This window comes from Sphingomonas sp. BK069 (genome assembly GCF_014193405.1).
Taxonomy (GTDB): domain Bacteria; phylum Pseudomonadota; class Alphaproteobacteria; order Sphingomonadales; family Sphingomonadaceae; genus Sphingomonas.
The window spans coordinates 241,398-268,134 of sequence record NZ_JACHZH010000003.1 but is presented as its reverse complement, the minus strand read 5'-3'; the positions used below and the strand labels follow the sequence as shown (position 1 = coordinate 268,134).

The following is a 26,737-nucleotide window of genomic DNA, read 5'->3' as shown; positions in this document are numbered from 1 at the left end:
GCGGATTGGCGCGCGATTAACTCGCCGCGGTGATCGGGGGAGCGCGGCGACGACGCGCGCCTCGCTCGCTTGCGGCGTCCGGCGTGCTTCGAGACGGCGCTTCGACAGGCTCAGCGCCTCCTCAGCACAAACGGGAAGGGCAGCGCCGTCCTATACTCTGCCTATCCAGACATTTCTTCGTCCGCGCTGAGGAGAGGCTGAGCTCGTCGAAGCCTCGTCTCGAAGCGCCGCCACGCGCCTACTCGCCCCCGATCCGCGTCCAGCGCGCCAGCGTCTCGAGCAATCCGGCGCGGGCGAGCGGCGCCAGCAGCGGCGCGGCGAGCACCGGATGCTCCGCCAGCGCGCGCACCGCCCCGGCCACGGCGAGCGGTGCCCCCGCGCGGCGGGCGAAGCGCGCCTGCCACGATGCCGCCGCCAGCGCGCCGCCGTCGTGCCACGCTCGCGCCGCGCTGATACCGCTCGCCAGCGCGATTCCCATCCCCTCGCCGGCGAGCGAGGGGATCACCGCGGCCTGGTCGCCGAGCCGGAACAGGCCGGTCTCGCCTGGCCGCGCGCGCCAACCGTAGGGCACGTTGGCGACCGCCTCGATCGCGCCGTGCGCCGCGTCGCCGAGCCGCTCGCCCAGCGCCGGCGCCTCTGCCGTTAGCATCTCGAGCAGGCGCGCGGGCGTCCCCGCCGCGCTCAGCCGCGAGCGGCGTAACGCGAGGCAGATGTTGGTGCTGCCGTCCTCCTGGCGCACCACGCCCGCATAGCCGCCGCGGAACAGGTGGAGCTCGACCGCGTCGCCGACCAGCCGCGCCAGCGCGGGTGAGTCGGCGCGGCGCGTGCGCAGCCCCAGCGACGGATCACCTTTCGGTGCGGGCCGTGCGCTGCCGCGCACGTCATGTTTGCCGCTGGCGAGAAACAGCGCCTCGCTCGCCAGCAGCGCGCCGTCGGCAGTGCGCACCGCACCGTCCTCCACCGCGCGCGCCGCGACCCCCCGCTCCACCGCCGCGCCCGCCGCCACTGCGCGCGCGAGCAGCAGCGAGTCGAGCCGGTGACGCGAGACGCCGCGCGCGGGCGCTGGCAGCGGTGCCTCAACCACGCGCCCCGCGGCGAAGAGGCGTACGCGGCGAACCACCGCGGGGCCGAGCGCGTCGGGGTCGATCCCAAGCCGCTCCACCGCCGCCAGCGTGCGCCAGCTGAGGAAGCCGCCGCACAAAGCGTCACCGGTCTCGCGCGTGCGCTCGATCACCAGCGCGCGCGTACCGCCCTGCGCCAGCGTGATCGCCGCCGCCGCACCGGCGGGCCCGCCGCCCAGGATCAGCGGCGCTCGACGCACAGCCGGAACGGAAAGGCGCGGTAGACGCGCGCGTCGCGCACGCCCGCGGCGGCGAGCAGCGGGAGCCACTCGTCGGGTCGGTAGCTGCGCGCAATCGAGACATGGCCGTCGTGGCGCACGATCGGGTGCCAGCCGAAGCCGCGTGCCAGCAGCGGCCAGGCGCGGTAGGCGACAGCGTGGCGGTGGAGGTCGTTGACCAGCCAACCGACGCGCCCGTGCCGCTCCATCCAGGCGAGAAAGGCGATCAGCTGGTCGCGCGTCATATGGTGCGCCACCAGGCTGGAGATGACGAGGTCCCACGGCTCGTCGCCGAGCGCGCGATAGTCGCCGACGCGCCAGTCGACCGCGAGCCCGGCCGGGCTGTGCGCCAGCGCCGCGGCGCGGCTGCGCTCGTTCTGGTCGACGCCGACGAGTTCGAGGGCGACCCCGCGCCGCTCGCCCCAGCGCGCGATCCGCCGCAGCATGTCGCCGTCGCCGTAACCGACGTCGAGCAGCCGGTAGCGTCCGCCCGGGCGGCAGGTGCGCCGCAGGAAAGCCAGCGTGGGGCGAGCGGCGAGCGTCACGACATTGACCCGGGCGAGATCGGCGACCACCGCCGCATAGATCTCGGGCGCGAGGTCGTCCGCGTCCATCAGCTCGTCCGCGATCCGCCGCTCGGCGAGCGAGGGCGCGCTCACGGCGCGGTACGGAAGGCGATCCCCTCCGCCGCCATGCCCGGTCCGAAGGCGAGCGCCACGCCGTGTCGCACCGGTTCGCCGCGCAGCACACGCGCGAGCACGAAGAGCAGGGTCGCCGAGGACATGTTGCCGCAGTCGCGCAGCACCGCCCGCGAGTCGGCGAGCGCCTCGGGGGGTAGCGCCAACGCCTGCTCGACCGAGTCGAGGATCGAGCGGCCGCCGGCATGCACCGCCCAGCGGTCCACCGTCGCGCCGCCGGTGAGCGAACCGACCAGCGCTGGATCGCGCAGCGCGCCGCCGAGGCGGCCGGGTACTTCGCCCGAGAGATGCATCGCGAAGCCGCGGTCGGTGATGTCCCAGCGGATCAGCGAGTCCGATTCCTCCAGCGCGGCGCTGAACGGCCGCTCGAGCGCGAGCCCGCGCGGCACGGCGGTGACCAGCGCGGCGGCGGCACCGTCGCCGAACTGGAGCATGGCGAGCAGCGACTCCAGTTCGTCGCTCGCCTGGAGGTGGAGCGTCGACAGCTCCACGGTCACCACCAGCACGCGCGCCGCCGGCTCGGAGCGAACGATATGACGCGCGGTGCGCAGCGCCACCACCGCGGCGTAGCAGCCCATGAAGCCGATCAGGGTGCGCTCGACGGTCGCCGCCAGACCGAGCCGTCGCGCGATGATCTGGTCGACGCCCGGCGCGACGAAGCCGGTGCAGCTCGCCACGACGAGATGCGTGACGCCGTCGAGCGCGACCTGCTCGGCCAGAGCGCCGACCGCGGCGAGCGCGAGCGTGGGGGCCGCCGCGGCGTACAACGCCATGCGCGCGCCGGTGCCGGGCAGCGTCTCGGCGGCGTAGAAGCCGCCCGCGGCGACCGGCGAGCCGGCGCTCTCGGGCAGCACCGACCAGCGGTGCGCGATGCCCGCGCGCGCGGCCATCCGCTCGAACACGCGCGCGGGCCGCTCAGGCAGGCGGTCGCGTGCCCAGTCGACGAAGGCGGTGTGGATGTCGTGCGTCGGCGTCGCGGTGCCGATCGCGTGAAGATACGCGGTACAGGTCATGCTCGGGGCGTAACGCCTGGGAGCGGCGCTCGGCGCCGACGTCCGGCTGCTCCCGCTTGGGACGAGCCGCGCGGGCTCGCCGGCCCGCGGCTCCCGCGCCTAGGCGGGAAGGTGGTGCGGTCGAGAAGACTCGAACTTCCACGTCCTTTCGGACACAACGACCTCAACGTTGCGCGTCTACCAATTCCGCCACGACCGCACGTGATGTCCGCCGGGGTATGCCCGGCGGCTGGCAGGAGCGGGCCCCTAGCAAAGCCCTGAGGGGCTGGCAACACGCTTTCGTCGCCCGGCTCAGCTTTCCTCGCCGACGAAGCTGAGGTCGAGCCGCTTCGACGTGGCGGGGACGTCGACCTGCGCCGAGTTGAAGTCGAGCGCCCCGTTGGGCAGCAGCGTGCGCTGCTGCGGCGTGATCGTCCAGCTGAACACGATCTTGCCCTGCGCGTCGCGCAGGTCGGCGCGGATGTCGGGGACCCGCTGGCGCGTCGGCGACGGGTTGGTGATCTGCCCGCTGACCGCGAACAGCTCCGAGCCGTTGGCCATCTTGCGGCGCTCGATCGGGTGATCGACGATGCGCAGCGGCAGCTCGGCCGGCCCGACCGAGAGGCCGACCTGCTGCGCCAGGCCGGGCGCGGTGGTCCACAGGATCACCGCCACCGCGGCGAGCATCAGCAGCCCGGCGGCAAGGCTGGCGATGGTACGCATCCGCGCGGTGTTGCGCTCGGGGCGGAACGGCGGGCGATGCGCGAAGGCGTCGTAGCCGGCGGCCACGGCGGAGGGCTCGGGATCGGCCTCGACGAAAGCGGGCGCGATCAGCGGGGGCGGGGCGGGGGGCGACGCGGGCGCAGCGGCCGGCGGCATCGCAGCGTCCGGCTCGGCGACGCGCGAGATGGGGAGGCGCGCCGGCTCGGGCTCGGGCTCGGGCGGGTAGCCTTCCGGCTCCGCGGCGTTGGAGGGCGCGAACGCCTCTTTCTCGTCGAACGCGTCGATGAGCGGTTCGTCCCGCGGCTCCTGGTACCAGCTGTGTCGGCAATTGGCGCAGCGCACGGTGCGGCCGGTCGTGCCGACCGTGCCGTCCGGCACCTGATAGCGCGCGCGACATTCGGGACATTCGATGATCATGGCGGGCCACCGGCAGGAACTGATCGCGATTCTAAGCACGTGCGAGCCACCTGAGGCAAGCGGCCCGTCACCTGCTTGATGCGCGGGGGCACGCGTGCGATGGCGGCGGGGCGATGCGCAGGCGAGAGGTGGTGAGCGGCCGGGTGGCGGGGATCGTCCAGTTCGAGAATGTCGGGCTGCGCTACGGCCAGGGCGAGGAGGTGCTGCGCGACGTCAGCTTCGCGCTCGCGCCGGGCGAATTCTATTTCCTCACCGGCGCGAGCGGCGCGGGCAAGACCTCGCTGCTGAGCCTGCTCTACCTCGCGCAGCGCCCCAGTCGCGGCATCATCCGGCTGTTCGGCGAGGACGTGGTGACGCTGCCGCGCGCGCGCCTGCCCGGCTTCCGCCGCCGCATCGGCGTGGTCTACCAGGATTTCCGCCTCGTGCCGCACCTCAGCGTCGCCGACAACATAGCGCTGCCGCTGCGCATCGCCGGGGCCGACGAGACCGAGGTTGCCGAGGCGGTGCGCGAGATGCTCGCCTGGGTCGGCCTGTCGCACCGCGCCGCGGCCTTGCCGGAGACGCTATCGGGCGGCGAGCAGCAGCGGGTCGCGATCGCGCGGGCGGTGGCGGGGCGGCCCGAGCTGCTGCTGGCCGACGAACCGACGGGCAACGTCGACGAGCCCATGGCCGACCGGCTGATGCAATTGTTCGCCTCACTCAACGGGCTCGGCACCACCGTGGTGGTAGCGACGCACGACCCGCAGCTGCTGCGACAGGTGAAGGGCGCGCAGCTGATGCGGCTGGCGGACGGGCGGCTGCTCGACCCAACCGGCGCGCTGCGCTTCCCGCCCGCCCGCGTGAGCATGGCATGAGCGCGGTGATCGCCCGCGTGCTCGATCCCGCGCGCGCGACGCGCGCGATGGTGGGCGTGCTCGCGATCATGCTGTTCCTGACGCTGCTCGCCGCGGCGGCGGGGATCGGCGCGGGGCGCGGCGCGGCGGCGTTGGGCGCGCGGCTGAGCCGACGCGCCACGGTGCAGTTCACCGACGCCGATCCCGCCGCGCGCGGGGCGGCGGCGGCGCGCACGCTGGCGGCGCTGCGGTCCTCGCCCGCGGTGACGCGCGCGCGCGCGGTGCCGCGCGCCGAGCTGGCGAGGCTGGTGGCGCCCTGGCTCGGCAGCGCGGCGGACGACCCCGACCTGCCGATGCCCGAGCTGATCGATCTCGAGCTCGCGCCCGGCGACGACGCGCTCCCGGCCGCGCGCGCGGTGCTGCGCCGCGCCGCCCCCGGCGCCGTGATCGACTCGCGCGGCGCCGCGGTGGCACCGCTGGCGCGGCTGCTCCGCGTCGCATCGATCCTCGCCGCCGCGGTCGCGGCGCTGATGGTGGGCGCCAGCGCCGCGGTGGTGGTGCTGGCGGCGCGGGCGGGGCTGGAGGCCCACCGCGCCACGATCGCTGTGATGCACGGGCTCGGCGCGACCGATGCCCAGGTGGCGGGTCTGTTCCAGCGCCGTGTCGCGCGCGATGCCGCGACCGCCGCGCTGGTCGCGACGGCGGCCGCCGGCGTGACCGCGGTGCTGCTGATCCCCGCCTTTGCCGTGGGCGCCGGCGCGCTCGGCGACATCGTCGCGCTCGGCGCGCAGGGCTGGAGCGTGCTCGCGGCGCTCCCGTTCGTCTTCGTCGGCTTCGCCGCGCTGGTGGCACGCCGCACCGTCACCCACGCGCTGGCACGAACGCTGTGATCAAGCGGCTGATCGCGCTCGCGCTGCTCGGCTGGGCGCTGGGCTTCGCCTTGTTCATGCTGGCGCTGCCGGGCATCCCCGACGCGAGCCTGCGCACCGACGCGATCGTGGTGCCGACCGGCGCGGCCGGGCGGATCGCGCGCGGGCTCGACCTGCTCGAGCAGAAACGCGCGCGGCGCATGCTGGTGACCGGCACCGCGCCGGGCGTGACGCGCGCCGATCTCGCGCGGATCAGCGGCCATGCCGCCACTTTCGCCTGCTGCGTCGACCTCGGTGCCGAGGCGGTCGACACGCGCGGCAACGCCGAGGAGACCGCCGCCTGGGTCAAGGCGCACGGGTATCGCTCGATCCGGCTGGTCACCTCCGACTGGCACGCGCGCCGCGCCGCGCTCGAGCTCGCCGCCGCGCTGGGCACGTCGGTGAGCGTCGCGGTCGAGGGCGTGCCGAGCGAGCCGACGCTGGCGCAGGCGGTGAACGAATACAACAAGCTGCTGCTGCGTGCGGTGGTGCTGGGGTGGGAGCGGGTGAGACGGTGAACGCGCTGAGATCCTGGCTCTTCCGGCTGGTGTTCTACGCCGGCTCGGTGCCGATCGTGCTGGTGGTACCGATCGTGGCGCTGTTCGGACAGCGCGCGATGGTGCCATACGCGCATGTCTGGTCGGCCTATCATCGCTGGGCGGCGCGCGCTCTGCTCGGCGTGCGCACGCGCTTCGAGGGCGAGCTGCCCGCGGGCCCGGTGCTCTATGCCGCCAAGCACGAGGCGATGTACGAGACGGTGGAGCTGCAGCCGCTGCTGCGCGGCCCGGCGGTGGTGCTCAAGCGCGAGCTGTGGAACATCCCCTTCTGGGGCTGGGCGACGCGGGTCTACGGCGGGATCCCGGTCGATCGCGACGCGTCCGCCGCGGCGCTGCGCCAGCTGGTGCGCGACGCCAAGGTGGCGCGCGAGGCACGGCGATCGGTGATCGTCTATCCCGAGGGGACGCGCGTGCCGCACGGCGAGGCGCCGCCACTGCGCTCAGGCTTCGCGGGACTGTACAAGGCGCTGGGCTATCCGGTGGTGCCGATCGCGCTCGACAGCGGCCGGCTGGGACTGCGCCGCGGCACGGTAACGCCGGGAGAGGTGACGATCCGGCTGGGCGAGCCGATCCCGCCGGGGCTGCCGCGCCGCGAGATCGAGGCGCGCGTGCACGCCGCGATCAACGCGCTGAACGCGGGGGATGCGAGTGCGGGTGAGGCCTAGACGTCGATCTTAGCCGTTTGGCGGCATCCTGAGCTCGTCTCAGGATCCTCAGTGCCGCATACCTGGGCGCCGGAGCGCTCGCGGGCCGGTGGATGCTGCAACGAGTCCAGCAGGACGCCAGTCTGCGGGAGAAAGCCTCCTCAGTCGTGCCGGCGCCCGAAGTCGGCGGCGGCGTCGTCCTGTCCCTGGTCGACGATCGAGCGGCGGATCGCGCGCGTTCGCGCGAAACGGTCGCACAGCGCGTCGCCGTCACCCCAGCGGATCGCGCGTTGCAGCTGGCTGAGATCCTCGCTGAAGCGCTGCAGCATCTCCAGCACCGCCTCCTTGTTGGCGAGGAAGACGTCGCGCCACATCACCGGGTCCGACGCGGCGATGCGGGTGAAGTCACGGAAGCCGCCGGCCGAGAATTTGATCACCTCCGACTCGGTCACCTGGCCGAGATCGTCCGCGGTGCCGACGATCGTATAGGCGATCAGGTGCGGCAGGTGGCTCGTCACCGCCAGCACACGGTCGTGGTGCTCGGGCGCCATCCGCTCGACATCGGCGCCGAGCCGGTGCCAGAATTCCTCGACCCGCGCGACCGCGAGCGGGTCACTCTCGGCGAGCGGGGTGACGATGCACCAGCGCCCGCGGAACAGCGAGGCGAAGCCCGCCTCCGGGCCGCTCTGCTCGGTTCCCGCCACCGGGTGGGCGGGCACGACGCGCTCGGGCGGCAGCACCGCGGCCAGCGCCTGCGCCACCGCGGTCTTGCAGCTGCCGACGTCGCTGACGATCGCGTCGGCGGGCAGCTCCTCCGCGATCTCGGCGGCGACCGCGGCCATGGCGCCGACCGGCACGCACAGGATGACGAGATCGGCGTCGGTCACCGCCGCGGCGGCGCTGTCGGCGACGTCGTCGACCAGGTCGATCCGGCGCGCGGTCTCACGCACCGCGGCGCTGGCGTCATGTCCGGTGAGCCGCACGGTCGGCAGATACTGGCGCACCGCGCGCGCCACGGACGAGCCGATCAGCCCGAGCCCGATGACCGACACGCGGCTGAACGGCAGCATCAGCCGCGCTCGATCCCGGCGTCGGCCGCCTCGGCGTGCGCGGGCGCGGTGTCGCGCTCGACCAGCGCACGCAGCGCCGCGGCGACGCCGCGCGTCTCCTCCTCGGTGCCGATGGTGATGCGCAGCCCCTGCGCGAGCCCCTGGCCCGGCAACCAGCGGACGATATAGCCCGCGTCCATCAGTCCCTTGTAGGCCGTCTCCGCGGTCAGCGCGCCCTCGAACACGACCAGCACGAAATTGGCCTCGCTCGGGATCGCGCGCAGTCCGCCGTTGCCGAGCTTGGCGATCTCGTCGGCGAACCAGGCGCGCCATGTGGCGTTGTGCGCGCGGGTGTGCTCGACGAACGCGCGATCCTGGATCGCGGCGACCGCGGCGCGCTGGCCGCCGATGGTGATGTTGAACGGCAGCCGGATGCGGTGCAGCGCCTGGACAATGTCGGCGTGCGCGTAGCCCCAGCCGATGCGCTCCGCGGCGAGCCCGTGGATCTTGGAGAAGGTGCGCGTCACCAGCACGTTGGGTACGGTCGCGGCGAGCTCGAGCCCGCCGTCGTCGTCGTGGTCGGCGAGATATTCGGCATAGGCCTGGTCGAGCACCAGCAGCACGGTCCGCGGCAGCGCGGCGTGGAGGCGCGCGATCTCGGCGCGCGGCGCGAAGGTGCCGGTCGGGTTGTTGGGGTTGGCGACATAGACGACGCGGGTCCGCTCGCTGACGCAGGCGAGGATCGAGTCGACGTCGGTGGCATAGTCGCGGTCGGGCGCGATCACCGGGGTGGCGCCGACGCGCCGCGCCGCGATCTCGTACACCGCGAAGCCGTAGCGGACGAAGATGACCTCGTCGCCCGGCCCGGCGAAAGCGCCCGCGGCGAGGTGGAGGATCTCGTCCGAGCCGTTGCCGTAGATGATCCGCGCGGAATCGAGCCCGAAGCGCGCCGCGATCGCCTCGCGCACGATCGCGCCGCTGGCGTCGGGATAGCGCTCGAGCGAGTCGGCGGCGGAGGCGAAAGCGGCGCGCGCGGCGGGCGAGGTGCCGAGCGGGTTCTCGTTCGAGCTGAGCTTGGCGACCGTGCGCCCGTCATCGGTGGTGGAACGCCCCGGGACGTAGGGGGCGATGTCCATGATCCAGGACTTGGGGCGCGGCGCATCACTCATGTGCGATCGGGTAGCGGGTGTGAGGCGGCTGGGGAAGAGGGCGGGGCGTCACAGCTCCTGCCGCACCTGCGCGTGCGCGAGCAGCGCGAACAGCCCGGTGCCGCCGATCACGTTGCCGATCAGCGCCGGCAGGATCAGCCCGACGAGCGCCTGTGCGAAGCTCACCTCGCCCGCGAAGGCGAGCAGCCATGCCTCGCCCGAGCCGGCGACGACATGCGCGAAACCGCCCAGCGCGATGAAATAGGTGAGGACGAACACCACCCAGAATTCCTGACCGCGCGACGAGGGCAACGCCCAGGGCACCGCCGCGATCAGGAAGCCGGCGGGGATGCCGAGCCGCAGCGTCGCCCAGAAATCATGCGCGAGCAGCTCGCGCGACGTCTCCAGCATCGCCGCGCCGCCCTCGGGCGAGCCGATCAGGCGATAGTGGACCAGCCCCGCGATCAGGAGCGTGCCGAGCAGGTTGGTGCCGAGCACCAGCGCCCATAGCCGCAGCAGCCGCGCGAGATTGCCGAGGCTGGGATGGGTCGCCACCGGGATCACCGCCGACAACGTGCTCTCGGTGAAGAGCTGGAGCCGCCCGAGGATCACGACGAGGAAGCCGAGCGTGTAGCCGACGCTGGTCACCAGCGGCGTCCAGCCTGCCTCGGGCAGGTCGCGCGCGATCAGCGACTTTCCCAGGATCGAGGCGCTGATCGCGACCCCGCCGGCGAGCCCCGACCAGACCAGCGACCAGCTCGGCCGTTCCAGCTCCTCGTCGCCGGCACGGCGGATCACCTCGTGAATCACGCGCGGGCTGGCCGCCTGACGCTGCTTCACCGCCGCGCGCTCGTCAGGATCGAGGTCGATGTCGCGCTCGCGCGCCTCGGCGTCGTCCGCCATGAAGGGCCTCCCGCGTCGGGCTGACGCTCGACGCCAACGCGGCGCAGGCGCGCGCGGGTCCGGCTCGACTTGGGCGGGGCGGCGCGGGTAAAGCGGCTGCCCGATGCTCACCACGCCCTCCTCGCTGGACCAGCGCTTCGGCCTGTCGCGCCACGTCGTGCTGCCGGGGCCACTGCGGCTCGACGGCGGCGCTTTGCTCGCGCCGGTCGAGATCGCCTATGAGACCTATGGCACGCTCGCGCCCGATGGCGGCAACGCGCTGCTGATCTGCCACGCGCTCACCGGCGACCATCACGTCGCCTCGGCGCATCCGCGCACCGGCAAGCCGGGCTGGTGGCAGCGCATGGTCGGCCCGGGTCGCCCGATCGACACCGACCGTTTCTTCGTGATCTGCGCCAACGTGCTGGGCAGCTGCATGGGCACGTCCGGTCCGGCGAGTACCGACGCGGGCACCGGCCGGCCCTATGCGATGGCCTTCCCGGTCATCACGATCCGCGACATGGTGCGCGCACAGGCGCTGCTGCTCGATCATCTCGGCGTGGCCAAGCTCGCCGCCGTGGTGGGCGGATCGATGGGCGGGATGCAGGCGCTGAGCTGGGCGGCGACCTTCCCGGAGCGGCTCGACGCCTGTCTGGTCATCGCGTCCACCGCGCGGCACACCGCGCAGAACATCGCCTTCCACGAGGTCGGGCGCCAGGCGATCATGGCCGACCCGAACTGGCAGAACGGTGACTATTACGACGGCGCGCCCCCTGCCGCCGGGCTGGCCGTGGCGCGCATGGCGGCACACATCACTTATCTCTCCGAGGCGGGGCTGACCGAGAAGTTCGGCCGCCGCCTCCAGGCGCGCGAGCAGAAGTCGTTCGGCTTCGACGCCGATTTTCAGGTGGAGAGCTACCTGCGCCATCAGGGACTGGCCTTCACCGACCGGTTCGACGCCAATTCCTACCTCTACATCACCCGCGCGATGGACTATTTCGACCTCGCCGAGGAGCATGGCGGGCTGCTCGCGCACGCCTTCCGCGCCGCGCGCGCACGCTTCTGCCTCGTCAGCTTCGACACCGACTGGCTGTACCCCACCGCCGAATCACGTGCGATCGTCCAGGCGCTGGTGGCGGCGCGCGCGCCCGCCAGCTTCGTCGAGCTCTCCAGCCCCTATGGCCACGACGCCTTCCTGCTCGACTCGCCCGAGCTCGACCGCGTGATCGGCGGCTTCCTCGGGACCGGCGCATGAGCCTGCGCCCCGATCTCGCGATCATCGCCGCGCATGTTCCGCCGGGCGCGCGCGTGCTCGACGTCGGCTGCGGCGACGGCGAGCTGATGAAAGCGCTGCGCGACACCAAGGGGGTGGACGCGCGCGGGCTCGAGCTCGACCCGCGCAACGTCGCCGCGGCGGTGTCGCGCGGTCTGTCGGTGATCCAGGGCGACGCCGACACCGACCTCGCCGGCTACCCCGACCAGAGCTTCGACTATGCCATCCTGAGCCAGACGCTCCAGACCGCGCGCGCGCCCGACCGCGTGCTCGACGAACTGCTGCGGATCGGGCGCCACGCCTTCGTCAGCTTCCCCAATTTCGCGCACTGGCGGGTGCGGCTTTCGCTGCTGTGGGGCGGGCGGATGCCGGTGACGCGGCTGCTGCCCGAGCGCTGGTACGACACGCCCAACATCCACCACCTCACCGTGGACGATTTCCGCGCGCATCTCGCCGAGCGCGGGGTGGCCACCGAAGCTGCCTGGTTCCTCTCGGGCGACAAGCGCACCGGCGGCGCGGCGGCGAACTTCCTCGCCGAGCATGCGGTATTCCTGCTGCGTCGGAACCCCGCCGATTGATCGGGGTTAACCCGAGCCAACCAGCGGAGTCATCGAAGCGACGTCATGCCCCAGACCGCGCTCATCGTGGAGGACGAGATCTTCGTCGCGCTCGACCTCGAGCGGATCCTCGAGGACGCGGGATTCGTCGTCGCCGCGATCGCGGCGGATGCGGAGAGCGCCTATCGCGCCGCGCCGGGCTGTCAGTTCGCCTTCGTCGACGTCAATCTGCGCGATGGCGCGACCGGTCCCGTGATCGCCGAGCGGATCGCGCGCGAGCACGGCGTCAAGGTGGTGTTCGTCACCGCCAACCCCGGCCAGATCACCGACCCCGGCAGCGCGCTCGGCTATATACGCAAACCCTTCAACGATGAGGCGATCCTCAGCGCGGCGCTGACCGCGACCGAGATGGCGCCGGTCGATGCCGCGACGCCGCCCGAGTTCGTCAGGTGGCCGCGGCGCGGCTGAACGCGGGCAGCGGCACCATCACCACCAGCTCCAGCCCGTCCGGATGCCAGGTGCGCGTCACCGCGCCGCCGAGCTGACGCACCGCGCTGAGCTCGATCAGCTGGCTGCCGAAGCCGCCGCCCGGCGGGGGGGAGTCGAGGATTGGACCGTCGCGCTCGCGCCAGTCGAGCCGCACCGTGCCGTCGCGGCGCGCCACCGCGAGGTCGATACGGCCGTGCTCAGCCGACAGCGCACCATATTTGCTCGCGTTGGTGGCGAGCTCGTGGAACAGCAGCGCCAGCGGCGTGGCGGCGCGATCGTCGACCGCGACGTCGTCGCCGCTGATCGTGATCCGCTCGCCCGGCGCGCGCTGATAGGGCGCGAACAGCTCGGTGAGCAGGCCGTGGAGGCTGTCCTGCGCGAGATGCGGTCGCGACTCGTTGCTGTGCGGGCGGACGAAATCATGCGCGCGGCCCAGCGCAATGATGCGCTGGCGCAGGTCGTTGGCGACGGTCGCCAGCTCGGGATGCGCACGCGCGGCGAAGTGGATCAGCCCCGAGATCACCGAGAAGATGTTCTTGATTCGGTGGCTCAGCTCCTGGCTCACCACCTCACGCTCCTCGAGCGCCAGCTTCTGCTCGTGAATGTCGGTGCAGGTGCCGAACCAGCGCGTGATCGCGCCGTGGCGGTCGCGGATCGGCAGCGCGCGGCCGAGCACCCAGCGGTAGGTGCCGTCGGCGTAACGCAGCCGATACTCGATCTGATAAGCCTCGCCGGTCTCGAGCGAGTGGCGCCACACCGCCCAGGCGCGCGCCTGGTCGTCGGGGTGGAACATGCCGTTCCATTCGTCGCCGTCCGTCGTGCCCTCGGGCATGCCGGTGAACTCGTACCAGCGCGCGTTGTAATAATCGTGATAGCCGTCGGGCAGCGTCGACCACACCATCTGCGGCATCGTGTCTGCCAGCGTGCGGAAGCGCGTCTCGCTCTCGGCGGCGGCGCGTCGTGCCTCGCCCGCGGCCTCGCGCCACGCCGCGTCGTCGCGTGAGCCGCGCAGCCGCGCCATGACATTGGCGGCGAGCACGCGCAGACCGTCGCGCTGCAACGCCGTCAGCCCGTCCGGGCGCGGCACCATGTCGAGCACGCACAGCGCGCCGAGCGGGACGCCGTCGTCCGCCACCAGCGGCATCCCGGCGTAGAAGCGCACGCCGGGGTCGCGCAGCAAGGGGTTGCCGAGGAAGCGCTCGTCCGCGGTCAGATCGGGGAAGACGGTCACGTCCTCCTCCCACATCGCGTGCGCGCAGAAGGACTCGGAGCGCTTGGTCCCCTCCATGTCGGTACCGGTTGACGCGAGGAAGGTCTGGTCGGCCTCCTCGATCAGCGTGATCAGCGCCACCGGTGCGGCGCACAGCTGTGCGGCGAAGTCGGTGATCTGGCGCAGCGCGGCCGAGCGCCGCAGCGAAGCGAGATGGAGCGAGTCGATCGTGGCGCGGCGCCGCGCCTCGTCGATCCGCCAGCCGCGCGTGGCGAGCCCGGCCCCCCCGGGCTCGATCGCGCCGCCAGGCGACGAGTCCACGCGTTGCTGGCTCACGACGCTCGCACCTAGACCGACGAACTGCGGTGAAGGACGGAAATGTCGCCGATTTCTGCTGTTAGATCATAGAGATAAAGCATCGGCTTGGTCACAATCTTAGAGATTATCTGTCACGCTATCACGCCGGAAAACACCTATCGAGCGTTCCGCGGGTGACAACCATTCTCTTCAACGCTCGTTGCGGGAAAACGCCGCAGCCGTCGATATTGTACGGCGCCTGGTCTGTATTGCCCGAGCTGCCGCGTTTCAGTCCGAAGCGGCTGGACTCGTCGCCGACCCTGACCTGAGACCGGCGGAAAAACATCCGCTGAGCCCGCGCGAGCGTCGCGAGGCGCGCGACGGCGCCCCCGCGTCGGCGGGGACGGAAGCGCTACGACGGGTCACTCAGCTGCCAGTACGTCGCGTAACGCTCGTGCGCGATGCGGTGATAGGGGATGAGGCGGACCTCGCGACGATCCGCCGACGTGATGGTGAACTCCAGCGGAGTCCCCGTGGGCCGCACTGCCCGGGCGAGCGACGTGGCGTCGCCGGCGAGCGTCGGTGCGGTGAACGGGGCATCGTTGTAGCTGCCGTAGCGGCGCTCGTTGACCACGATGTCGGCGCCCGGGGCGAGACCGTCGCTTCCCAGCGCGCCCGCCATTACCAGCGGCCCGTACAGGATCGCGGCGATGCCCGGCGCCGCCGGCGCCTCCTCCACCGTCACGTCCATCGCGAGGCGTAGCTCGACGCGGTCGCCGTCGCGCCAGGTCCGCGTCAGCGCGAGATAGCGCCCCGGCGCGCGCGAGCGCATGACCTCGCGCCCGTTCACCCGCACGGTCGCCTCGCGGCTCCAGCGCGGGTGGCGCAGCTGGAGCGTCAGCTCGGTCGGGGCCGCGAGCGTCCAGCGCAGCGCGGTCCCGGGCTGCTCCGGGAAGCTGGTGGTCTGGGTCAGCGTCGCCTGCCGCTCGGTCCAGCGCACGGCGGAGGGGATGAAGAGGTTCACGTAGAGCGAGCGATCGTCGTGGAAGTAGATCGAGTCGCGGTATTTGACGTGGTTCTCCATGCCCGTGCCGGTGCAGCACCAGAAGGAAGCCTCGGGCGTGTGGTACAATTTCATATAGCCGGGGCGGGCGCCCTGGAAATAGGTCGCCATGCCGCTGTCCGGGTCCTGCGAGGCGAGGATGCCGTTGTACAGCACGCGCTCGTAGAAGTCGGCGTAATCGGCGCTGGGCTCCTGGAGGAACAGCGCGCGCGTCAGCCGCAGCATGTTGTGCTGGCAGCACGTCTCCGATCCCTTGGCGGAGAAGACGTGCTCGGCGAAGGCGGCCATAGGAAAGAAATGCTCGTTGTCGCCGTGCCCCCCGGTCGCGAACGAGCGCGTGTGCGCGACCGTGCGCCAGAAGAAGGCGGCGGCGTCGCGGTAGCGCGTCTCGCCGGTGGCGGCATAGACTCGGTCGAAGCCGATGACCTTGGGGATCTGCGTGTTGGCGTGGAGCCCGTCGAGGTGATCGCGCTGGCGCGCCAGCGGCTCCAGGATCGCCTTGTGCGAGAAGCGCTGCGCCAGGGTGCGGTAATCGGCGTTGCCGGTCATCAGATAGAGGTCGGCGAAGATCTCGTTCATGCCGCCATGCTCGGTCTCGAGCATGGCCTCGAACTGCTGGTCCGACAGCGGACGCGTCGCCACCACCGCCCAGTCGGCGAACCGGATCAGCACCGCGCGGGCGCGCTGGCTGTCCGCCAGCAGCGCCGCGTCGCGCAGCCCGGCGAAGATCTTGTGCAGCGTGTACCAGGGCACGCCCGTGATCGGCTCGCCGCGCAGGTGCGCCGCCACGAGCGCCGGCCCCTTGGGGAAGGCGCAGACCAGGCCGCTGTCCGAGGCTCGCTGGCAGGCGGCGAGCTCGTCCGCGATATAGTCGACCCGCGCGCGGAAGCGCGCGTCACCGGTCGAGCGCCACGCCAGCGCGCAGGCGGTGAGATAATGGCCGAGCGTGTGGCCGTGGCAGTTGATGTCGGCCCAGGTCGGCTCGGACTCCCACCCGCCGTAGACCGGTGCCTTCGCCGCCAGCCCGGCGTTCACGCGAAAATTGTGGAGCAGCCGGTCGGGTTCGAGCCGCAGCAGATAGGCCTCGGTCATCCGTTGCGCGTGGAGGAAGGGACCGTCCGCGAGATCGACGTCGCGCAGGTCAAAGGCACGAAGCCGGTCCGGGACGGCCGCCGCGAGCGGCGCCGCGTCGGCATCGAGGGCGGGTACCGCCAGCGGCAGCACCGCCGCACTGGTGAGGAAGTGGCGTCGCGAGAGCGCGCGCGTGGTTCTGACGTCGATCATCCTAGCGCTCCGTCCTGCCGCTCGTTCGCGAATACCGCCCCACGATCACCCTCGTCGCACGAAGGCGTCCGTGACGTCCATCTGCCCTGTCGCTCAGGCGAGCAGCACCCGGCGCACGTCGCCGTCCGGATCGTCCGCCATGCGGCAGTGATCGTCGAGGATCATGGTCTGGCAGCGGTTCGGGTCGGTCGCCTCCCAGGCCAGGCCGGGCTGGCTGGGGTTGCCCGTGCGGGCGAACTGCGCCCAGGCCGTCGCGGTCCGGCGCGCCAGCGCGCGGGCGGCCGGCGTGTTGCCGGTCCCCTGATCGCACAGCGCGGTGTTGTCGAAGCAGAAGGCGAGCTCGGCGGTGTGCCAGGCGCCGCACTGGCCGTCGAGCTGGGGCGACTGCCAGGTGAACCAATATTGGTAGGCGGGCGCACCGCCCGCGTCGTGGCGCAGCTTGACCATGCGCTGCACGTTGTTGCGCTGCGCGTAGCCGCCCACGCCGTAGGAGAGCGTCCGGATGCTCTTGTTCGGCTGCGCGCGCCTCATCGCGGCGATCAGCGCGTCCGCCTTTCCGGCGCCGAGATCCTTCGCAAGCGACGCGCGCCACTCCGCCTCGCTGGGGTTGGAGCTGTACGACATGCCCTCCTCGCTGACCGAGCCGATCAGCAGCGGCACGTCGCGCGCCTGCTCCGGCGCGGCGTCGTGGAACGAGCGCAGCGTGACCGTCGCCTCGTCGAGCGTCGGGCCCCAGCCCACGCGCGGCGCCGCACCCGGACCCATGGCGAACCAGAACGAGCGACGCATCGGGCCGTTGATCTCGCCCGCCACCTTGTTGCTCGCGTCGAACAGGCGTTGCCACGGCATCGCTTGCAACGCCGCGAGGTCGCGCGGGCCGACGCCCAGCTCCTTCACCACGCGCCGGGCGTAGTCGCGCGACTGGTCGCGGCCGGGAATGTTGCCGCCGCCGCCCGACTGGATCGCGGCGCGGTGGACCATGCCGCGGGTCGAGGGCATGCCGAGCAGCGTGGTGACCTTCGATCCGCCGCCGGACTGGCCGTAGATCATCACCTTGTCGGGATCGCCGCCGAAGCCGGCGATGTTCTCCTGCACCCAGCGCAGCGCGGCGACGCAGTCGGTCATGCCGACGTTGACCGACCCCTCGTACGCGCTGCCGCCGACCTCGGTCATGTCGAGGAAGCCGAGCACGTTGAGCCGGTGATTGATCGTCACCTGCACCACGTCGTGATGGCGTGCCATCTGCGCCCCGTCGTGCGAGGCGAGCTCGTAGGAGGAACCGAAGCTGAAGCCGCCGCCGTGGAAATAGACCATCACCGGTCGGCTGCCGCTCAGCGACGGTGTCCAGACGTTGAGCTTGAGCATGTCCTCGCCCTGGAAGCCGTCGGTCCATTGCTGCAGGAAGGTATGCTCCTTGGCGCGGAAGCTGTGCGGCGTCTGGGGGCAGTTGGCACCGTAGGCGAGGGCGGGATAGGCGTCCTGCCACGGCGTCGGCGGCTTGGCCGGCAGCCAGCGATTGCCGCCGCCGGTGTCGTCGCCATACGGGATGCCCTTGAAGACCAGCACGTCGTCGGAGACGTAGCCGCGCACCGGGCCATAGCGGGTGCGCGCGATCGCGCTCCGCGGCGTGGTACAGCGGGCGGCAACGGCATCGTCCCGCCGCGGCGTCGCGGCCTCCGCGCGGACGGAAAGGGCGGCACCGGCGGCCGCCCCGCCCAGCAGCGCCGCGCGCCGGTCCATCGTGACACGTGGTAGCGTCATCTCCGCTTCTCTCTTGGCCGCCATCCGACGTGGTGGTATCGTTACCATCAGCCTGCGGAAGCGGTGGCATGCCGTCAAGTGGTGGCGGAGACGGAGTGGAACGATCCCGGCCGACGACCCGCCCGGGCGACGTGTCGCCCGCAACCGAGCCGCCGAAACGACGAGGGGGAGGGGCGCCGTTGAAGCGCCCCTCCCCCGAGCAGGTCGATGAGTGGCGGAAGCCGCTCGATCAGACGGCCTGACGCGGGCGGAAGGTCACGCGGCGGCGGCGCATCGCGTAGCCGACCACGCCGAAGCCCATGATCATCATCGCCCAGGTGGCGGGCTCAGGTACCGCCGAGCTCAGCGGCGCGAACGTCGCCTGGCCGCCATAGGCACCGTTGCCGCGCGAGATGCCGTTGACGACGAGGCGGTTCAGCTCACCCGCGACGATCGGCACGTTGTTGACGAAGGCGACCTCGAAGGCGCCGCCGGCGGTGCGCGTGATCTCGGCGGCGACGCCGTTGATGAACACCGAGGTAAAATCGACGTCGCTGACCGAGCCGAGGTCGGTCACGCTGGTCGTCACCGTGCCGCTGCCCAGGCCGTCGGTCGGCAAGGTGAAGGTGAAGGTGTCGGTGAACGCCCCCGCGCGGATGCCGCGGTTGAAGAAGGCGCCCGAGAAGGAGCCGCCGGCGCCCGGAGTCGCCTTGAAGTTGCGCGAGCCCACCGGGAAGGTGGCGGCGGCGGCCGAGGAGGCCGCACCGGTCGAGGCGGCTGCCACCAGGGCGATAGCCACGAGATTCTTCATACGGATTCCTCTTACGTCACGTCAGCAGGACGCGGCGCTCGGCCGCGGAGCGGCGTCCCTGCCAGTCGCCTCGCGAAAGGTTAACTAAATAATAACTTATGTCGCTTCTTTCTGCGCCACTGCGGCTTCAAAAGCACGGTCGCGATCGCCTCGGGTCCGCCGGCGTGATCGCGTGATGCGTGTCTCACCGCGGGCGAGGCGCATGGTGCGGGCGCGACGGCACCCCATATCGCCCGCATGGCACTGCCCCGCACGCTTATTGACCCGAGGCTGATCTACCTGGAGCCGGCGGTGCGGGAGTTCGCGCGCGGGCGCGACGTGCTGGCCCGTTTCCCCGATGCCGAACAGATCGAGGTGCCGAGCCACTGGAAAATCGATGCGCTGTCCGATCCCGCGCTCGCGGAGGACTGGTTGCGGGTCAAGCGCGACGTCCTCGTGCTCGGCGTCAAGAAGGGCCTGTCGATGCGGCCGAACGGGCGTTCGGCGGACTTCATCGCGCCATCTTCGTCGAACGGCTGCGCGATGGCATGCGCCTATTGTTATGTCGGCCGCCGGAAGGGCTATGCCAATCCGATCAGCATCTTCGTCAACGTCGACGCGATCGCGCGGGCGATCGGGCGCCATGCCGCCAGGCTGGGCCCCAAGCCCGCCCCCGACAGCATCGACCCGGTCGACTGGGTCTATGACCTGGGCGAGAACGGCGACCTCTCGATCGACGCGTCACTGTCGGACAATGTGCGCGATCTCGTCGCCGCGTTCCGCGACATCCCCAACGCCAAGGGCTCGTTCGCGACCAAGTTCGTCAATCGCGACCTGCTCGACTACGACCCGCAGGGTCGCACCCGCGTGCGCTTCAGCCTGATGCCCGAGACGATCGCCAAGGTGGTCGACGTGCGCACGTCGGCGATGAGCGAGCGCATCGCCGCGATCAACGACTTCGTCGACGCGGGCTACGAGGTGCACGTCAACTTCTCCCCCGTGATCGTCCACGAGGGGTGGGAAGCCGACTGGAAGGCGCTCTTCGCCGAGCTCGACGCCGCGCTCTCCCCGACGGCGCGGGCGCAGCTGAAGTGCGAGGTGATCTTCCTCACCCACAATGAGGGGCTGCACGACCTCAATCTGCTGTGGCACCCGCGCGCGGAGGAATGGCTCTGGCGACCCGACCTGCAGGAGCGCAAGTGGAGCCAGTCGGGGATGCGTAACCTGCGCTACAAGGCGACATGGAAGCGGCAGTGGCTCGATCGCTTCCTCGCCTGGCTGGGCGAAGCCCTGCCCTATTGCACGGTGCGCTACGCTTTCTGACCTCCCGTCGGGATGAGCGCAGGCGGCGAATAGACGTCTTCAACGTCAAGCGACGGCGCCGGGCGCCACCTCCCAAGGAGCGCGCCACGCCGCAAGTCCTAGCGCGCTCCATCGGGGTCCGGGAGTGCGATCGCCGGAGCGCCGATCGCTCAGGAGGCGGCGGTGATCGCACGCGGCGTAGCCGAGCGGGCGCCCGGCGGCGACGCGGGGATCACCCGCGCGAGTCGTGACTTAGACCTTGAGCCCCTTGGCCATGTTGAGATGCGCGGTAACGGTCGGTACCAGATCCTGCGCGAACGTCTTGAGCGCGGGCACGTCACCCGAGGCGGCATAGGCCTTGAGCACGTCGAGCGTCTGCTGGTGCGCCGCCGACTGCGCCGCGGCATAGGCGCTGTCGAACGCGCTGCCCTTGGCGGCGCGCAGGCTCTCCACCGTCTGCTGCTGCTCGGCGCTGAGCGTCGCGACCGGCTGGATCGCGGGCGACAGTCCGGCGGTGACGGTCTTCAGCTTGGCGGTGGAGGCCTCGTGCGCGTCGATCATCGCCTTGGCGAAGCGCTTGACCGCCGGCGAGGAAGCGTTGGTGAGCGCCAGCCGCGAGGTCTCGATCTCGAACGCGTCGCTGGCGGCCGCGGTGTTGGCGAAGCTCTGACCGGCGGCGGCTGGCGCGGCAGCGGTCGGCGTGGCGGTCGCCATCCCGGTCGCGCCGAGGTCGCTGCCGTTCGCCGCGCCGGCCTGCGTCGTGTCGTTCCCGCGGCTGCATGCGCCGAGCGCCAGCACGGCGGTGGCGGCGAGTATCGTCGTACGAAGGCTCATCATGTCGGTCCTCTCCGAATCGTCTCGGCGTAAGCGCCTGCGCGCGCGCAACGTTCCGGAAACAGACCCGATCGCCGGTGCTTAACAGCGGTATCGTGGAGCCACGCCAACACCATCTCAGCAAGCCTCGCGGTCTGCCTCGGCACCGACGCCCCTGCTTCAGATCCTAGAGCGACCTCGCATCAGAAGGGCACGTCGTCGTCCAGGTCGTCTGCGAAGCCGCCCCCGAAGTTGCCACCGCCCCGGCTGCCGCTGCTACCGCTTCCGCCACCAGCGCCGGCACCGCCGCCCGCGCCGCCGCCGAAGCCACCACCGCCGCGCGAACCGCCGCGTCCGCCGCCGCCGCCGCCGAAGTCGTCACCGCCGCCGAAATCGTCGCGGGCACCGCCGCCACCGCCGCTACCCTGCGGCCCGTCGAGCATCGTCAGCACCGAGTTGAAGCCCTGCAGCACCACCTCGGTGGAATATTTGTCGTTGCCCTGCTGGTCCTGCCACTTACGCGTCTGCAGCTGGCCCTCGATATAGACCTTGCTGCCCTTGCGCAGGAAGCGCTCGGCGACGTTGGCGAGCCCCTCGTTGAAGATCGCGACCGAGTGCCACTCGGTCTTCTCCTTGCGCTCGCCGGTGTTGCGATCCTTCCACGATTCGGACGTGGCGATGCGGAGGTTCACCACCTTGCCGCCGTTCTGGAACGAGCGCGACTCGGGGTCGCGCCCGAGATTGCCGACGAGAATGACCTTGTTGACGCTGCCTGCCATCGAATCCTCTGCGCGCCGGTACCGCCGGCGCCTGCTGGTGAGTGCCGGCCACGCCGGCGTACCGCGGCGCCCCCGCCAGGAGCGGGTCGGCGACCGATGGCCTAGATAGTCACAGCCCCGCCGCCACCGCCAGCCAATAAGTGATCCCCGCCATCACATAGGCCGCCGCGAACAGATAGCCGATCATGAACAGCGGCCAGCGCCAGCCGTTGGTCTCGCGCCGCGTCACCGCGATCGTCGAGATGCATTGCGGCGCGAACACGAACCACATCAGGAAGGCGAGCGCGGTGGGCAGCGACCAGCGCCCGCGCAGATGATCGACGAGGCTCTTCGCGCCCGAGGCGTCTTCGGTATCGTCGATCGCATAAGCGGTGCCGATCGCCGCCACCGCGATCTCGCGCGCCGCCATCGTCGGGATCAGCGCCAGCGCGATGTCGTGATTGAAGCCGATCGGGCGGACGATCACTTCCAGCCCGCTCGCGATGCGACCGCCGATCGAATATTCGACCTGTTTCTGCCCCGCCGGCGCCTGCGGAAAGCTGAGCAGCGCCCACAGCACCACCGTGGTCATCGCGATCGTGGTGCCCGCGCGCTTGAGGAAGATCTCGGTACGGCTCCACAGCCCCAGCCCGACGTCGCGCAGCCGCGGCATCTGATATTTGGGCATCTCCATCATGAAACCGGACGACTCGCCCTTGGTCACGGTGCGCCGCAGCAGCAGCGCCGCCACGAACGCGCCGACGATGCCGAGCAGGTAGAGCGCGAACAGCACCAGCCCCTGCAGCCCGACGAACGGCAGCACCTGCCGCGCCGGGATGAACGCACCGATGATGATCGTGTAGACCGGCAGCCGCGCCGAGCAGGTCATCAGCGGCGCGATCAGGATCGTGGTCAACCGGTCCTTCTCGTCCTCGATCGTGCGCGTCGCCATGATCCCGGGCACCGCGCAGGCGAAGCTGGAGAGCAACGGGATGAAGGCGCGTCCGGAGAGGCCCACCTGCGCCATCAGCCGGTCCATCAGGAAGGCGGCGCGGACCATATAGCCGCTCGCCTCCAGCACCAGGATGAAGAGGAACAGGATCAGGATCTGCGGCAGGAACACCACCACCGCGCCCACCCCCGCGATCACGCCGTCGGTCAGCAGCGAGCGCAGGAAGCCGTCGGGCAGCACGCCCTTCAACCACGCCTCCGCCGCGGCAAAAGCACCCTCGATCCAGCCGATCGGCGCCTCCGACCAGCTGAACACCGCCTGGAACATCACGAACAGCAGCGCGACCAGCAGCACCGGTCCGAACAGGGGATGGAGCGCGACCGAGTCGAGCATGTGGTTCCAGCGCCGCACCGGCGTCTCGCTCACCGTCGCGGCGGCGGCGATCGCGCGCGCGCGGCGCTGGAGCGTGACGATATCGTCGTCGACGCTGCCGTCCGAGGCGCGCAGCCGGCGCAGCCCCACCGCCGCGGGCGATCCGCCGACCAGCGCGGTGAGCTGACCGCGCAGCAGATCGATGCCGCGGCGCCGCACCGCGACGGTCGGCACCACCGGCACGCCGAGCTCGCGCTCGAGCACCGCGGGATCGAGCACCAGCCCGTCGCGCTCGGCGAGGTCGACCATGTTGAGCGCCACCACCACCGGCAGACCCAGCGCGATCAGCTGCATCGCGAAGCGCAGGTGGTTGTCGAGGTTGGAGGCGTCGATAACCACCAGCAGCGCGTCGGGCAGCCGCTCGCCCGCCTGCGCGCCCGTGACGACGTCGCGCGTCACGCGCTCGTCGGGCGAGGCGGGGTCGAGGCTATAGGCGCCGGGCAGGTCGACCAATTCGACCGGGCGGCCGTCGTCGAGCGCGAGCCGGCCGGAGTGCCGCTCCACTGTGACGCCGGGGTAGTTGCCGACCTTCTGCCGCGCTCCCGTCAGGGCGTTGAACAGCGCGCTCTTGCCGGCATTGGGATTGCCGACCATCGCGACCAGCGGCGGGAGTTCCATCAGGAGCGGCGGGTCATTCCGCCGGCAGCGGATCGGGCGAGACGCTGATCGCGCGCGCCACCGCGCGGCGTAGCGCGACCGTCATCCGCCCAATACGGCAGGCGATCGGCCCGCCGCCGAGCCGCGAGCGGTGCAGCACCTCGATCGCGACGCCCTCGTCGAAACCGAGCTCACGCAGCCGCCGCGCCTCGGGCGAGGCGAGCCGCGCCCACTCGATCGCCCCCACCGTCGCCGACCGTCGACGCGGCAGCGTCTCGAGCGTGAGCGAGTCGGCCGCGTGGTGAGCGGCGGCATGGCGGGGGGAGCGGATCGCGGTCACGGCCCCGGTATAGGGCGCATGCAACTGATTATCAATAAGCTGCGATGCCCTATCGCCGCGTCGGGTCAGACGACGGGGTAGCGCAGGCGACCGACGAACCGGCTCAGGCTGGGGCGGCGCATGGCGCGCTGCTGGAACGCCGCCTTGCTCTTCTCGAAGCGCATGATGCCGTCGATCCGCCGCGCCAGGAAGGCGCGGGTATCGGCATGCGCCTCGCTCTCGTCGTCGAGCAAGACGGTGGTGGTGGCGGCGTAGACCGCCAGCAGCATCGCGCGCTTGGTGTAATGGTTGTAGTCGGTGGCGCGGTCGCCCGCGAGCCGCCACATGCGGTCGACGCTGCGCCAGCCGAGTCGCGCCGCGCGCGCGACGTTCTGCGGCAGCGCCAGCACCGCGCGCGCGCGCCGCAGCGCCTCGCGCTCGGGCGCCAGCAGCGCCAGCCGTGCCTCGACCAGCGCAGTGATCCGCTCGCGGATCTTCATCGCGCCGAGTCGCTCGGGCGGCAGCGCGCGCGCCATCTCGGCGTCGACATGGTCGAACCAGGCGTCGATCATCGCGACGGGCCCGTCCGCGAAGGCGAGCCGCGCCACGTCGCCGTCGATGTCGTGGTTCTCGGCGGCGAGGTCGCGCGCGGCGTCGCCCCAGCCGTCGAAGGCGGCGTTGGCGGCGATCGCGGGGGCGAGCAGCGCGCGCACCTCGTCGAGCGTCAGGTCCTGCGGCGCGACCGCTGCGGCATCGTCACTCATCACGCTTCCTCCGTCACCGGGTTGCCCGCCGGCAACGTCTCCGCCGGTCTAGCACCCTCGCGCTCGCGCCGCACCAGCACCAACGCCGCCGCGATCATCGCCACGCCGACCAGGTCCGGCCCGCCGAGCGTCTCGCCGAACCAGACCCAGCCCACCGCGGTGGCGACCATCGGCTGGATCAGCAGCGCCAGCCCGATCACCAGCGGCGCGGCGCGCCCCAGCGCGTAGATCATGCAGCCCTGGCCGATCACCTGGCTGACCAGTGCGACGCCCAGCAGCGGGGTCCAGTTCCCCGGTATGATCCGCTCACCCAGCGCGAGCGCGATCACCAGCAGCGGCAGCAGCGAGGCCGCCGACGAGAGCGCCAGCGCGGGCAGCGGCGCCATCGCGCGGCGCACGTCGGACATCAGGATGAAATAGATCGCGTAGAGCACCCCCGCGCAGACGCAGAGCAGGTCGCCGCCGAGTTGGCGCGGGTCGAGCTGGTAGGAGCGGCCCATCAGCAGCGCCGCGCCGGCAGCGGCGAGCAGCAGCGCCAGTCCCTGCCACCGCGTCGGCCAGGTCCGCGCCACCAGGAAGCCCCACAGCGGGAACAGGAAGGTCGCCGAGTTGCCGAGCAGGGTGGCGTTGGCCATGGTCGTCTGCAGGATGCCGGCATGCCAGGTTCCGAGATCGGCGGCGAAGGCCAGCCCGGCGAGCGCGAGCAGCCAGGTGCGCCGCGCCGGCGCGGGTGTCGCGGGAGCGATTCCGCGCGTGCGCCGCGCCGCCACCAGCGCGGCGCCGCCGAGCAGCGGCAACGCCAGCGCCATGCGCCAGAAGGCGGCGGCGACCGGGCCGACGTCGGCGAGCCGGACGAACAGCGGCCCGAAGGCGAGCGCGCTGTTGGCGACCACCAGCGCGCCGAACGCCGCCGCGCCCGTCTCCGGGTGCGCGCGCGCCGCGGCGAGCGAGGTGGCGCTGGTCGGCTGGTCCATCGCGTGACCCTTAGGCCGCGTTCACGGCGCGGGAAAGCGCGGCGGTGACCCGCGCCACCCGGTCAGGCCGGGCGGCGCGGGGCGCGGCTCACTTCGCGGGCGCCACCGCGGCGACGGGCACGGCGGCGGCGACCGGTGCGGCCGCCGCGGCGGCGACGATCGGCGTGGCGGCCACCGGCGTCACCGCCAGCGGGGCCGGCGCCGCCGCGGCGAAGGCGAGCGGCACGTCCTCGTCGACGAAGCCCTTCACCGGTGTGCCGACCGCGAGATGCGCGCTGGTGCCGGTCATGAAGAAGCCCGCCGGCAGGAACACCAGCGCCGACACCGCCGTGGCCCCGATGCCCCCAGCGGTCCCCTTGTCGTCGAAGCCGCCCGACAGCCGCACCTGGCGACCGTCGACGGTGAGGTAGAGCAGCCGCGCCGCGAAATGGCCCGACTTGCCCCACATGCCCTTGTTGCGGACCTCCGTGAGCTCGCCGACCGCGGGCGTGCCCGCCGGGACGACGGTGGTGCCCTGCACCAGCAGCGGCTCGGCGGTCTCGAGGTGGACGCGCTGGCCGATCTTGAGCTTCTTGCCCTTGGTGGTGAGCTCCTCGGTGAGCTTCAGCGGCACCTCGGTGCCGGTGCGCAGCACCGCCTGCCCGGTTACCGGTGCGGCGATCGGCGCGACGGCCGCGGGCTGCGCCGGCGTAGCGACGGTCTGCGCGCCGGCGGCGCCGCCCACGAGCAACAGCGCCGCGGCCGCGGCGTATACAAGAACCATGATGTGAACCCCCGTTTCGGCCCGCCCCCGCGGGCCGCGGCGGAACCTCGCCGAGCGCCCCGCCGCGGTCAAACGGGATCGCAACGGAAGTGGATCGGATCTGGGACATTCTCCCGTCGACTTGACGAAGGCGCGGTGCCGGCGGCACGGCGTGGAGATCGTCCAGAGGT

At 71.8% G+C, this 26,737-nt stretch carries 26 protein-coding genes and 1 tRNA gene; 8 read left to right on the top strand and 19 right to left on the bottom strand.

Going from position 1 to position 26,737, the window contains the following annotated elements; genetic code table 11:
* Positions 1 to 238 precede the first annotated feature (238 nt).
* The 5 genes from FHY02_RS12545 to FHY02_RS12525 all read right to left on the bottom strand — a co-directional run bounded on the left by FHY02_RS12545 (position 239) and on the right by FHY02_RS12525 (position 4,169).
* A complete protein-coding gene (locus FHY02_RS12545; protein ID WP_183922506.1) occupies positions 239 to 1,321 on the bottom strand; it encodes an FAD-dependent monooxygenase in 1,083 nt (360 codons plus the stop codon).
* Positions 1,303 to 1,953: a methyltransferase domain-containing protein gene (locus FHY02_RS12540; protein ID WP_183922971.1), complete on the bottom strand. Its 651-nt coding sequence runs from the start codon at positions 1,951 to 1,953 to the stop codon at positions 1,303 to 1,305. The genes FHY02_RS12545 and FHY02_RS12540 overlap by 19 nt, the downstream gene beginning before the upstream one ends.
* A 41-nt stretch (positions 1,954 to 1,994) precedes the next feature.
* A complete protein-coding gene (locus tag FHY02_RS12535; RefSeq protein ID WP_183922504.1) occupies positions 1,995 to 3,050 on the bottom strand; it encodes a type III polyketide synthase in 1,056 nt (351 codons plus the stop codon).
* Between the two features lie 112 nt (positions 3,051 to 3,162).
* Positions 3,163 to 3,249, bottom strand: a tRNA-Leu gene (locus FHY02_RS12530).
* A 92-nt stretch (positions 3,250 to 3,341) separates the two neighbouring features.
* Positions 3,342 to 4,169: a zinc-ribbon domain-containing protein gene (locus FHY02_RS12525; protein WP_183922502.1), complete on the bottom strand. Its 828-nt coding sequence runs from the start codon at positions 4,167 to 4,169 to the stop codon at positions 3,342 to 3,344.
* A 143-nt stretch (positions 4,170 to 4,312) separates the two neighbouring features.
* Between FHY02_RS12525 and ftsE the strand changes: the two genes are divergently transcribed.
* Genes ftsE through FHY02_RS12505 form a run of 4 tightly spaced genes read left to right on the top strand, consistent with a single transcriptional unit; the run spans position 4,313 to position 7,132 of the window.
* A complete protein-coding gene (ftsE, locus tag FHY02_RS12520) occupies positions 4,313 to 5,023 on the top strand; it encodes a cell division ATP-binding protein FtsE (protein ID WP_183922969.1) in 711 nt (236 codons plus the stop codon).
* Entirely contained in the window at positions 5,020 to 5,892 is an 873-nt protein-coding gene (locus FHY02_RS12515) for a permease (RefSeq protein WP_183922500.1), read from the top strand. The genes ftsE and FHY02_RS12515 overlap by 4 nt, the downstream gene beginning before the upstream one ends.
* Complete coding sequence (locus tag FHY02_RS12510; protein WP_183922498.1) at positions 5,889 to 6,428, top strand: YdcF family protein; 540 nt, start codon at positions 5,889 to 5,891, stop codon at positions 6,426 to 6,428. The genes FHY02_RS12515 and FHY02_RS12510 overlap by 4 nt, the downstream gene beginning before the upstream one ends.
* A complete protein-coding gene (locus FHY02_RS12505; RefSeq protein ID WP_183922496.1) occupies positions 6,425 to 7,132 on the top strand; it encodes a 1-acyl-sn-glycerol-3-phosphate acyltransferase in 708 nt (235 codons plus the stop codon). The genes FHY02_RS12510 and FHY02_RS12505 overlap by 4 nt, the downstream gene beginning before the upstream one ends.
* Positions 7,133 to 7,272: 140 nt before the next feature.
* On the opposite strand, the gene FHY02_RS12500 is transcribed toward FHY02_RS12505, so the two are convergent.
* The 3 genes from FHY02_RS12500 to FHY02_RS12490 all read right to left on the bottom strand — a co-directional run bounded on the left by FHY02_RS12500 (position 7,273) and on the right by FHY02_RS12490 (position 10,211).
* Complete coding sequence (locus FHY02_RS12500) at positions 7,273 to 8,181, bottom strand: prephenate/arogenate dehydrogenase family protein (protein ID WP_183922494.1); 909 nt, start codon at positions 8,179 to 8,181, stop codon at positions 7,273 to 7,275.
* Complete coding sequence (hisC, locus tag FHY02_RS12495; protein ID WP_221198616.1) at positions 8,181 to 9,296, bottom strand: histidinol-phosphate transaminase; 1,116 nt, start codon at positions 9,294 to 9,296, stop codon at positions 8,181 to 8,183. Before hisC ends, FHY02_RS12500 begins: the two co-directional genes overlap by 1 nt.
* 81 nt (positions 9,297 to 9,377) lie before the next feature.
* Entirely contained in the window at positions 9,378 to 10,211 is an 834-nt protein-coding gene (locus tag FHY02_RS12490; RefSeq protein ID WP_183922491.1) for a formate/nitrite transporter family protein, read from the bottom strand.
* A 103-nt stretch (positions 10,212 to 10,314) separates the two neighbouring features.
* Here FHY02_RS12490 and FHY02_RS12485 point away from each other — a divergent pair, with 103 nt between their 5' ends.
* The 3 genes from FHY02_RS12485 to FHY02_RS12475 are packed head-to-tail and all read left to right on the top strand — an operon-like array spanning position 10,315 to position 12,488.
* A complete protein-coding gene (locus tag FHY02_RS12485) occupies positions 10,315 to 11,445 on the top strand; it encodes a homoserine O-acetyltransferase (RefSeq protein WP_183922489.1) in 1,131 nt (376 codons plus the stop codon).
* Complete coding sequence (gene metW / locus FHY02_RS12480; protein WP_183922487.1) at positions 11,442 to 12,041, top strand: methionine biosynthesis protein MetW; 600 nt, start codon at positions 11,442 to 11,444, stop codon at positions 12,039 to 12,041. The genes FHY02_RS12485 and metW overlap by 4 nt, the downstream gene beginning before the upstream one ends.
* A 45-nt stretch (positions 12,042 to 12,086) precedes the next feature.
* Entirely contained in the window at positions 12,087 to 12,488 is a 402-nt protein-coding gene (locus FHY02_RS12475) for a response regulator (RefSeq protein WP_183922485.1), read from the top strand.
* On the opposite strand, the gene FHY02_RS12470 is transcribed toward FHY02_RS12475, so the two are convergent.
* From FHY02_RS12470 to FHY02_RS12455, 4 genes are all read right to left on the bottom strand, one after another.
* Positions 12,466 to 13,947: a PAS domain-containing protein gene (locus FHY02_RS12470; RefSeq protein WP_311731834.1), complete on the bottom strand. Its 1,482-nt coding sequence runs from the start codon at positions 13,945 to 13,947 to the stop codon at positions 12,466 to 12,468. The genes FHY02_RS12475 and FHY02_RS12470 overlap by 23 nt on opposite strands.
* A 481-nt stretch (positions 13,948 to 14,428) precedes the next feature.
* Positions 14,429 to 16,363, bottom strand: a complete 1,935-nt coding sequence (locus tag FHY02_RS12465; protein ID WP_183922483.1) for a glycoside hydrolase family 127 protein — start codon at positions 16,361 to 16,363, stop codon at positions 14,429 to 14,431.
* A 93-nt stretch (positions 16,364 to 16,456) separates the two neighbouring features.
* Positions 16,457 to 18,124: a carboxylesterase/lipase family protein gene (locus tag FHY02_RS12460; protein ID WP_183922481.1), complete on the bottom strand. Its 1,668-nt coding sequence runs from the start codon at positions 18,122 to 18,124 to the stop codon at positions 16,457 to 16,459.
* 229 nt (positions 18,125 to 18,353) lie between these two features.
* The gene (locus FHY02_RS12455) at positions 18,354 to 18,914 is read right to left on the bottom strand and encodes an FxDxF family PEP-CTERM protein (RefSeq protein WP_183922479.1); all 561 of its coding nucleotides are present in this window, start codon (positions 18,912 to 18,914) and stop codon (positions 18,354 to 18,356) included.
* A gap of 237 nt (positions 18,915 to 19,151) precedes the next feature.
* On the opposite strand from FHY02_RS12455, the gene FHY02_RS12450 reads away from it, so the two are divergent.
* Entirely contained in the window at positions 19,152 to 20,216 is a 1,065-nt protein-coding gene (locus tag FHY02_RS12450; RefSeq protein ID WP_183922477.1) for a spore photoproduct lyase family protein, read from the top strand.
* A gap of 231 nt (positions 20,217 to 20,447) precedes the next feature.
* Here FHY02_RS12450 and FHY02_RS12445 read toward each other — a convergent pair whose 3' ends face one another.
* From FHY02_RS12445 to FHY02_RS12415, 7 genes are all read right to left on the bottom strand, one after another.
* Positions 20,448 to 21,029, bottom strand: coding sequence for a DUF4142 domain-containing protein (locus FHY02_RS12445; protein ID WP_183922475.1), 582 nt, complete (start codon positions 21,027 to 21,029; stop codon positions 20,448 to 20,450).
* 182 nt (positions 21,030 to 21,211) lie between these two features.
* Positions 21,212 to 21,787, bottom strand: coding sequence for a single-stranded DNA-binding protein (ssb, locus tag FHY02_RS12440; RefSeq protein ID WP_183922473.1), 576 nt, complete (start codon positions 21,785 to 21,787; stop codon positions 21,212 to 21,214).
* A 109-nt stretch (positions 21,788 to 21,896) separates the two neighbouring features.
* Complete coding sequence (locus tag FHY02_RS12435) at positions 21,897 to 23,768, bottom strand: ferrous iron transporter B (protein WP_183922471.1); 1,872 nt, start codon at positions 23,766 to 23,768, stop codon at positions 21,897 to 21,899.
* A 13-nt stretch (positions 23,769 to 23,781) separates the two neighbouring features.
* Entirely contained in the window at positions 23,782 to 24,087 is a 306-nt protein-coding gene (locus tag FHY02_RS12430; RefSeq protein ID WP_311731827.1) for a FeoA family protein, read from the bottom strand.
* Between the two features lie 65 nt (positions 24,088 to 24,152).
* Positions 24,153 to 24,830 (bottom strand): COQ9 family protein, encoded by a 678-nt coding sequence (locus FHY02_RS12425; RefSeq protein WP_183922469.1) that lies wholly within the window; start codon positions 24,828 to 24,830, stop codon positions 24,153 to 24,155.
* Positions 24,830 to 25,804, bottom strand: a complete 975-nt coding sequence (locus FHY02_RS12420; RefSeq protein WP_183922460.1) for a DMT family transporter — start codon at positions 25,802 to 25,804, stop codon at positions 24,830 to 24,832. Before FHY02_RS12420 ends, FHY02_RS12425 begins: the two co-directional genes overlap by 1 nt.
* An 88-nt stretch (positions 25,805 to 25,892) precedes the next feature.
* Positions 25,893 to 26,567, bottom strand: coding sequence for a hypothetical protein (locus FHY02_RS12415; RefSeq protein WP_183922458.1), 675 nt, complete (start codon positions 26,565 to 26,567; stop codon positions 25,893 to 25,895).
* Positions 26,568 to 26,737: the final 170 nt, after the last annotated feature.

What these genes read in the sequence shown, in the direction of transcription:
- FHY02_RS12425 (WP_183922469.1), bottom strand. Translation starts at nt 24,830, where the DNA reads ATGAGTGACGATGCCGCAGCGGTCGCGCCGCAGGACCTGACGCTCGAC.
- FHY02_RS12445 (WP_183922475.1), bottom strand. Translation starts at nt 21,029, where the DNA reads ATGAGCCTTCGTACGACGATACTCGCCGCCACCGCCGTGCTGGCGCTC.
- FHY02_RS12525 (WP_183922502.1), bottom strand. Translation starts at nt 4,169, where the DNA reads ATGATCATCGAATGTCCCGAATGTCGCGCGCGCTATCAGGTGCCGGAC.
- FHY02_RS12435 (WP_183922471.1), bottom strand. Translation starts at nt 23,768, where the DNA reads ATGGAACTCCCGCCGCTGGTCGCGATGGTCGGCAATCCCAATGCCGGC.
- FHY02_RS12535 (WP_183922504.1), bottom strand. Translation starts at nt 3,050, where the DNA reads ATGACCTGTACCGCGTATCTTCACGCGATCGGCACCGCGACGCCGACG.
- FHY02_RS12515 (WP_183922500.1), top strand. Translation starts at nt 5,020, where the DNA reads ATGAGCGCGGTGATCGCCCGCGTGCTCGATCCCGCGCGCGCGACGCGC.
- FHY02_RS12485 (WP_183922489.1), top strand. Translation starts at nt 10,315, where the DNA reads ATGCTCACCACGCCCTCCTCGCTGGACCAGCGCTTCGGCCTGTCGCGC.
- FHY02_RS12450 (WP_183922477.1), top strand. Translation starts at nt 19,152, where the DNA reads ATGGCACTGCCCCGCACGCTTATTGACCCGAGGCTGATCTACCTGGAG.
- FHY02_RS12500 (WP_183922494.1), bottom strand. Translation starts at nt 8,181, where the DNA reads ATGCTGCCGTTCAGCCGCGTGTCGGTCATCGGGCTCGGGCTGATCGGC.
- metW (WP_183922487.1), top strand. Translation starts at nt 11,442, where the DNA reads ATGAGCCTGCGCCCCGATCTCGCGATCATCGCCGCGCATGTTCCGCCG.
- FHY02_RS12455 (WP_183922479.1), bottom strand. Translation starts at nt 18,914, where the DNA reads ATGAAGAATCTCGTGGCTATCGCCCTGGTGGCAGCCGCCTCGACCGGT.
- FHY02_RS12475 (WP_183922485.1), top strand. Translation starts at nt 12,087, where the DNA reads ATGCCCCAGACCGCGCTCATCGTGGAGGACGAGATCTTCGTCGCGCTC.
- FHY02_RS12540 (WP_183922971.1), bottom strand. Translation starts at nt 1,953, where the DNA reads ATGGACGCGGACGACCTCGCGCCCGAGATCTATGCGGCGGTGGTCGCC.
- FHY02_RS12460 (WP_183922481.1), bottom strand. Translation starts at nt 18,124, where the DNA reads ATGACGCTACCACGTGTCACGATGGACCGGCGCGCGGCGCTGCTGGGC.
- ssb (WP_183922473.1), bottom strand. Translation starts at nt 21,787, where the DNA reads ATGGCAGGCAGCGTCAACAAGGTCATTCTCGTCGGCAATCTCGGGCGC.
- FHY02_RS12420 (WP_183922460.1), bottom strand. Translation starts at nt 25,804, where the DNA reads ATGGACCAGCCGACCAGCGCCACCTCGCTCGCCGCGGCGCGCGCGCAC.
- FHY02_RS12465 (WP_183922483.1), bottom strand. Translation starts at nt 16,363, where the DNA reads ATGATCGACGTCAGAACCACGCGCGCGCTCTCGCGACGCCACTTCCTC.
- hisC (WP_221198616.1), bottom strand. Translation starts at nt 9,296, where the DNA reads ATGGACATCGCCCCCTACGTCCCGGGGCGTTCCACCACCGATGACGGG.
- FHY02_RS12415 (WP_183922458.1), bottom strand. Translation starts at nt 26,567, where the DNA reads ATGGTTCTTGTATACGCCGCGGCCGCGGCGCTGTTGCTCGTGGGCGGC.
- FHY02_RS12490 (WP_183922491.1), bottom strand. Translation starts at nt 10,211, where the DNA reads ATGGCGGACGACGCCGAGGCGCGCGAGCGCGACATCGACCTCGATCCT.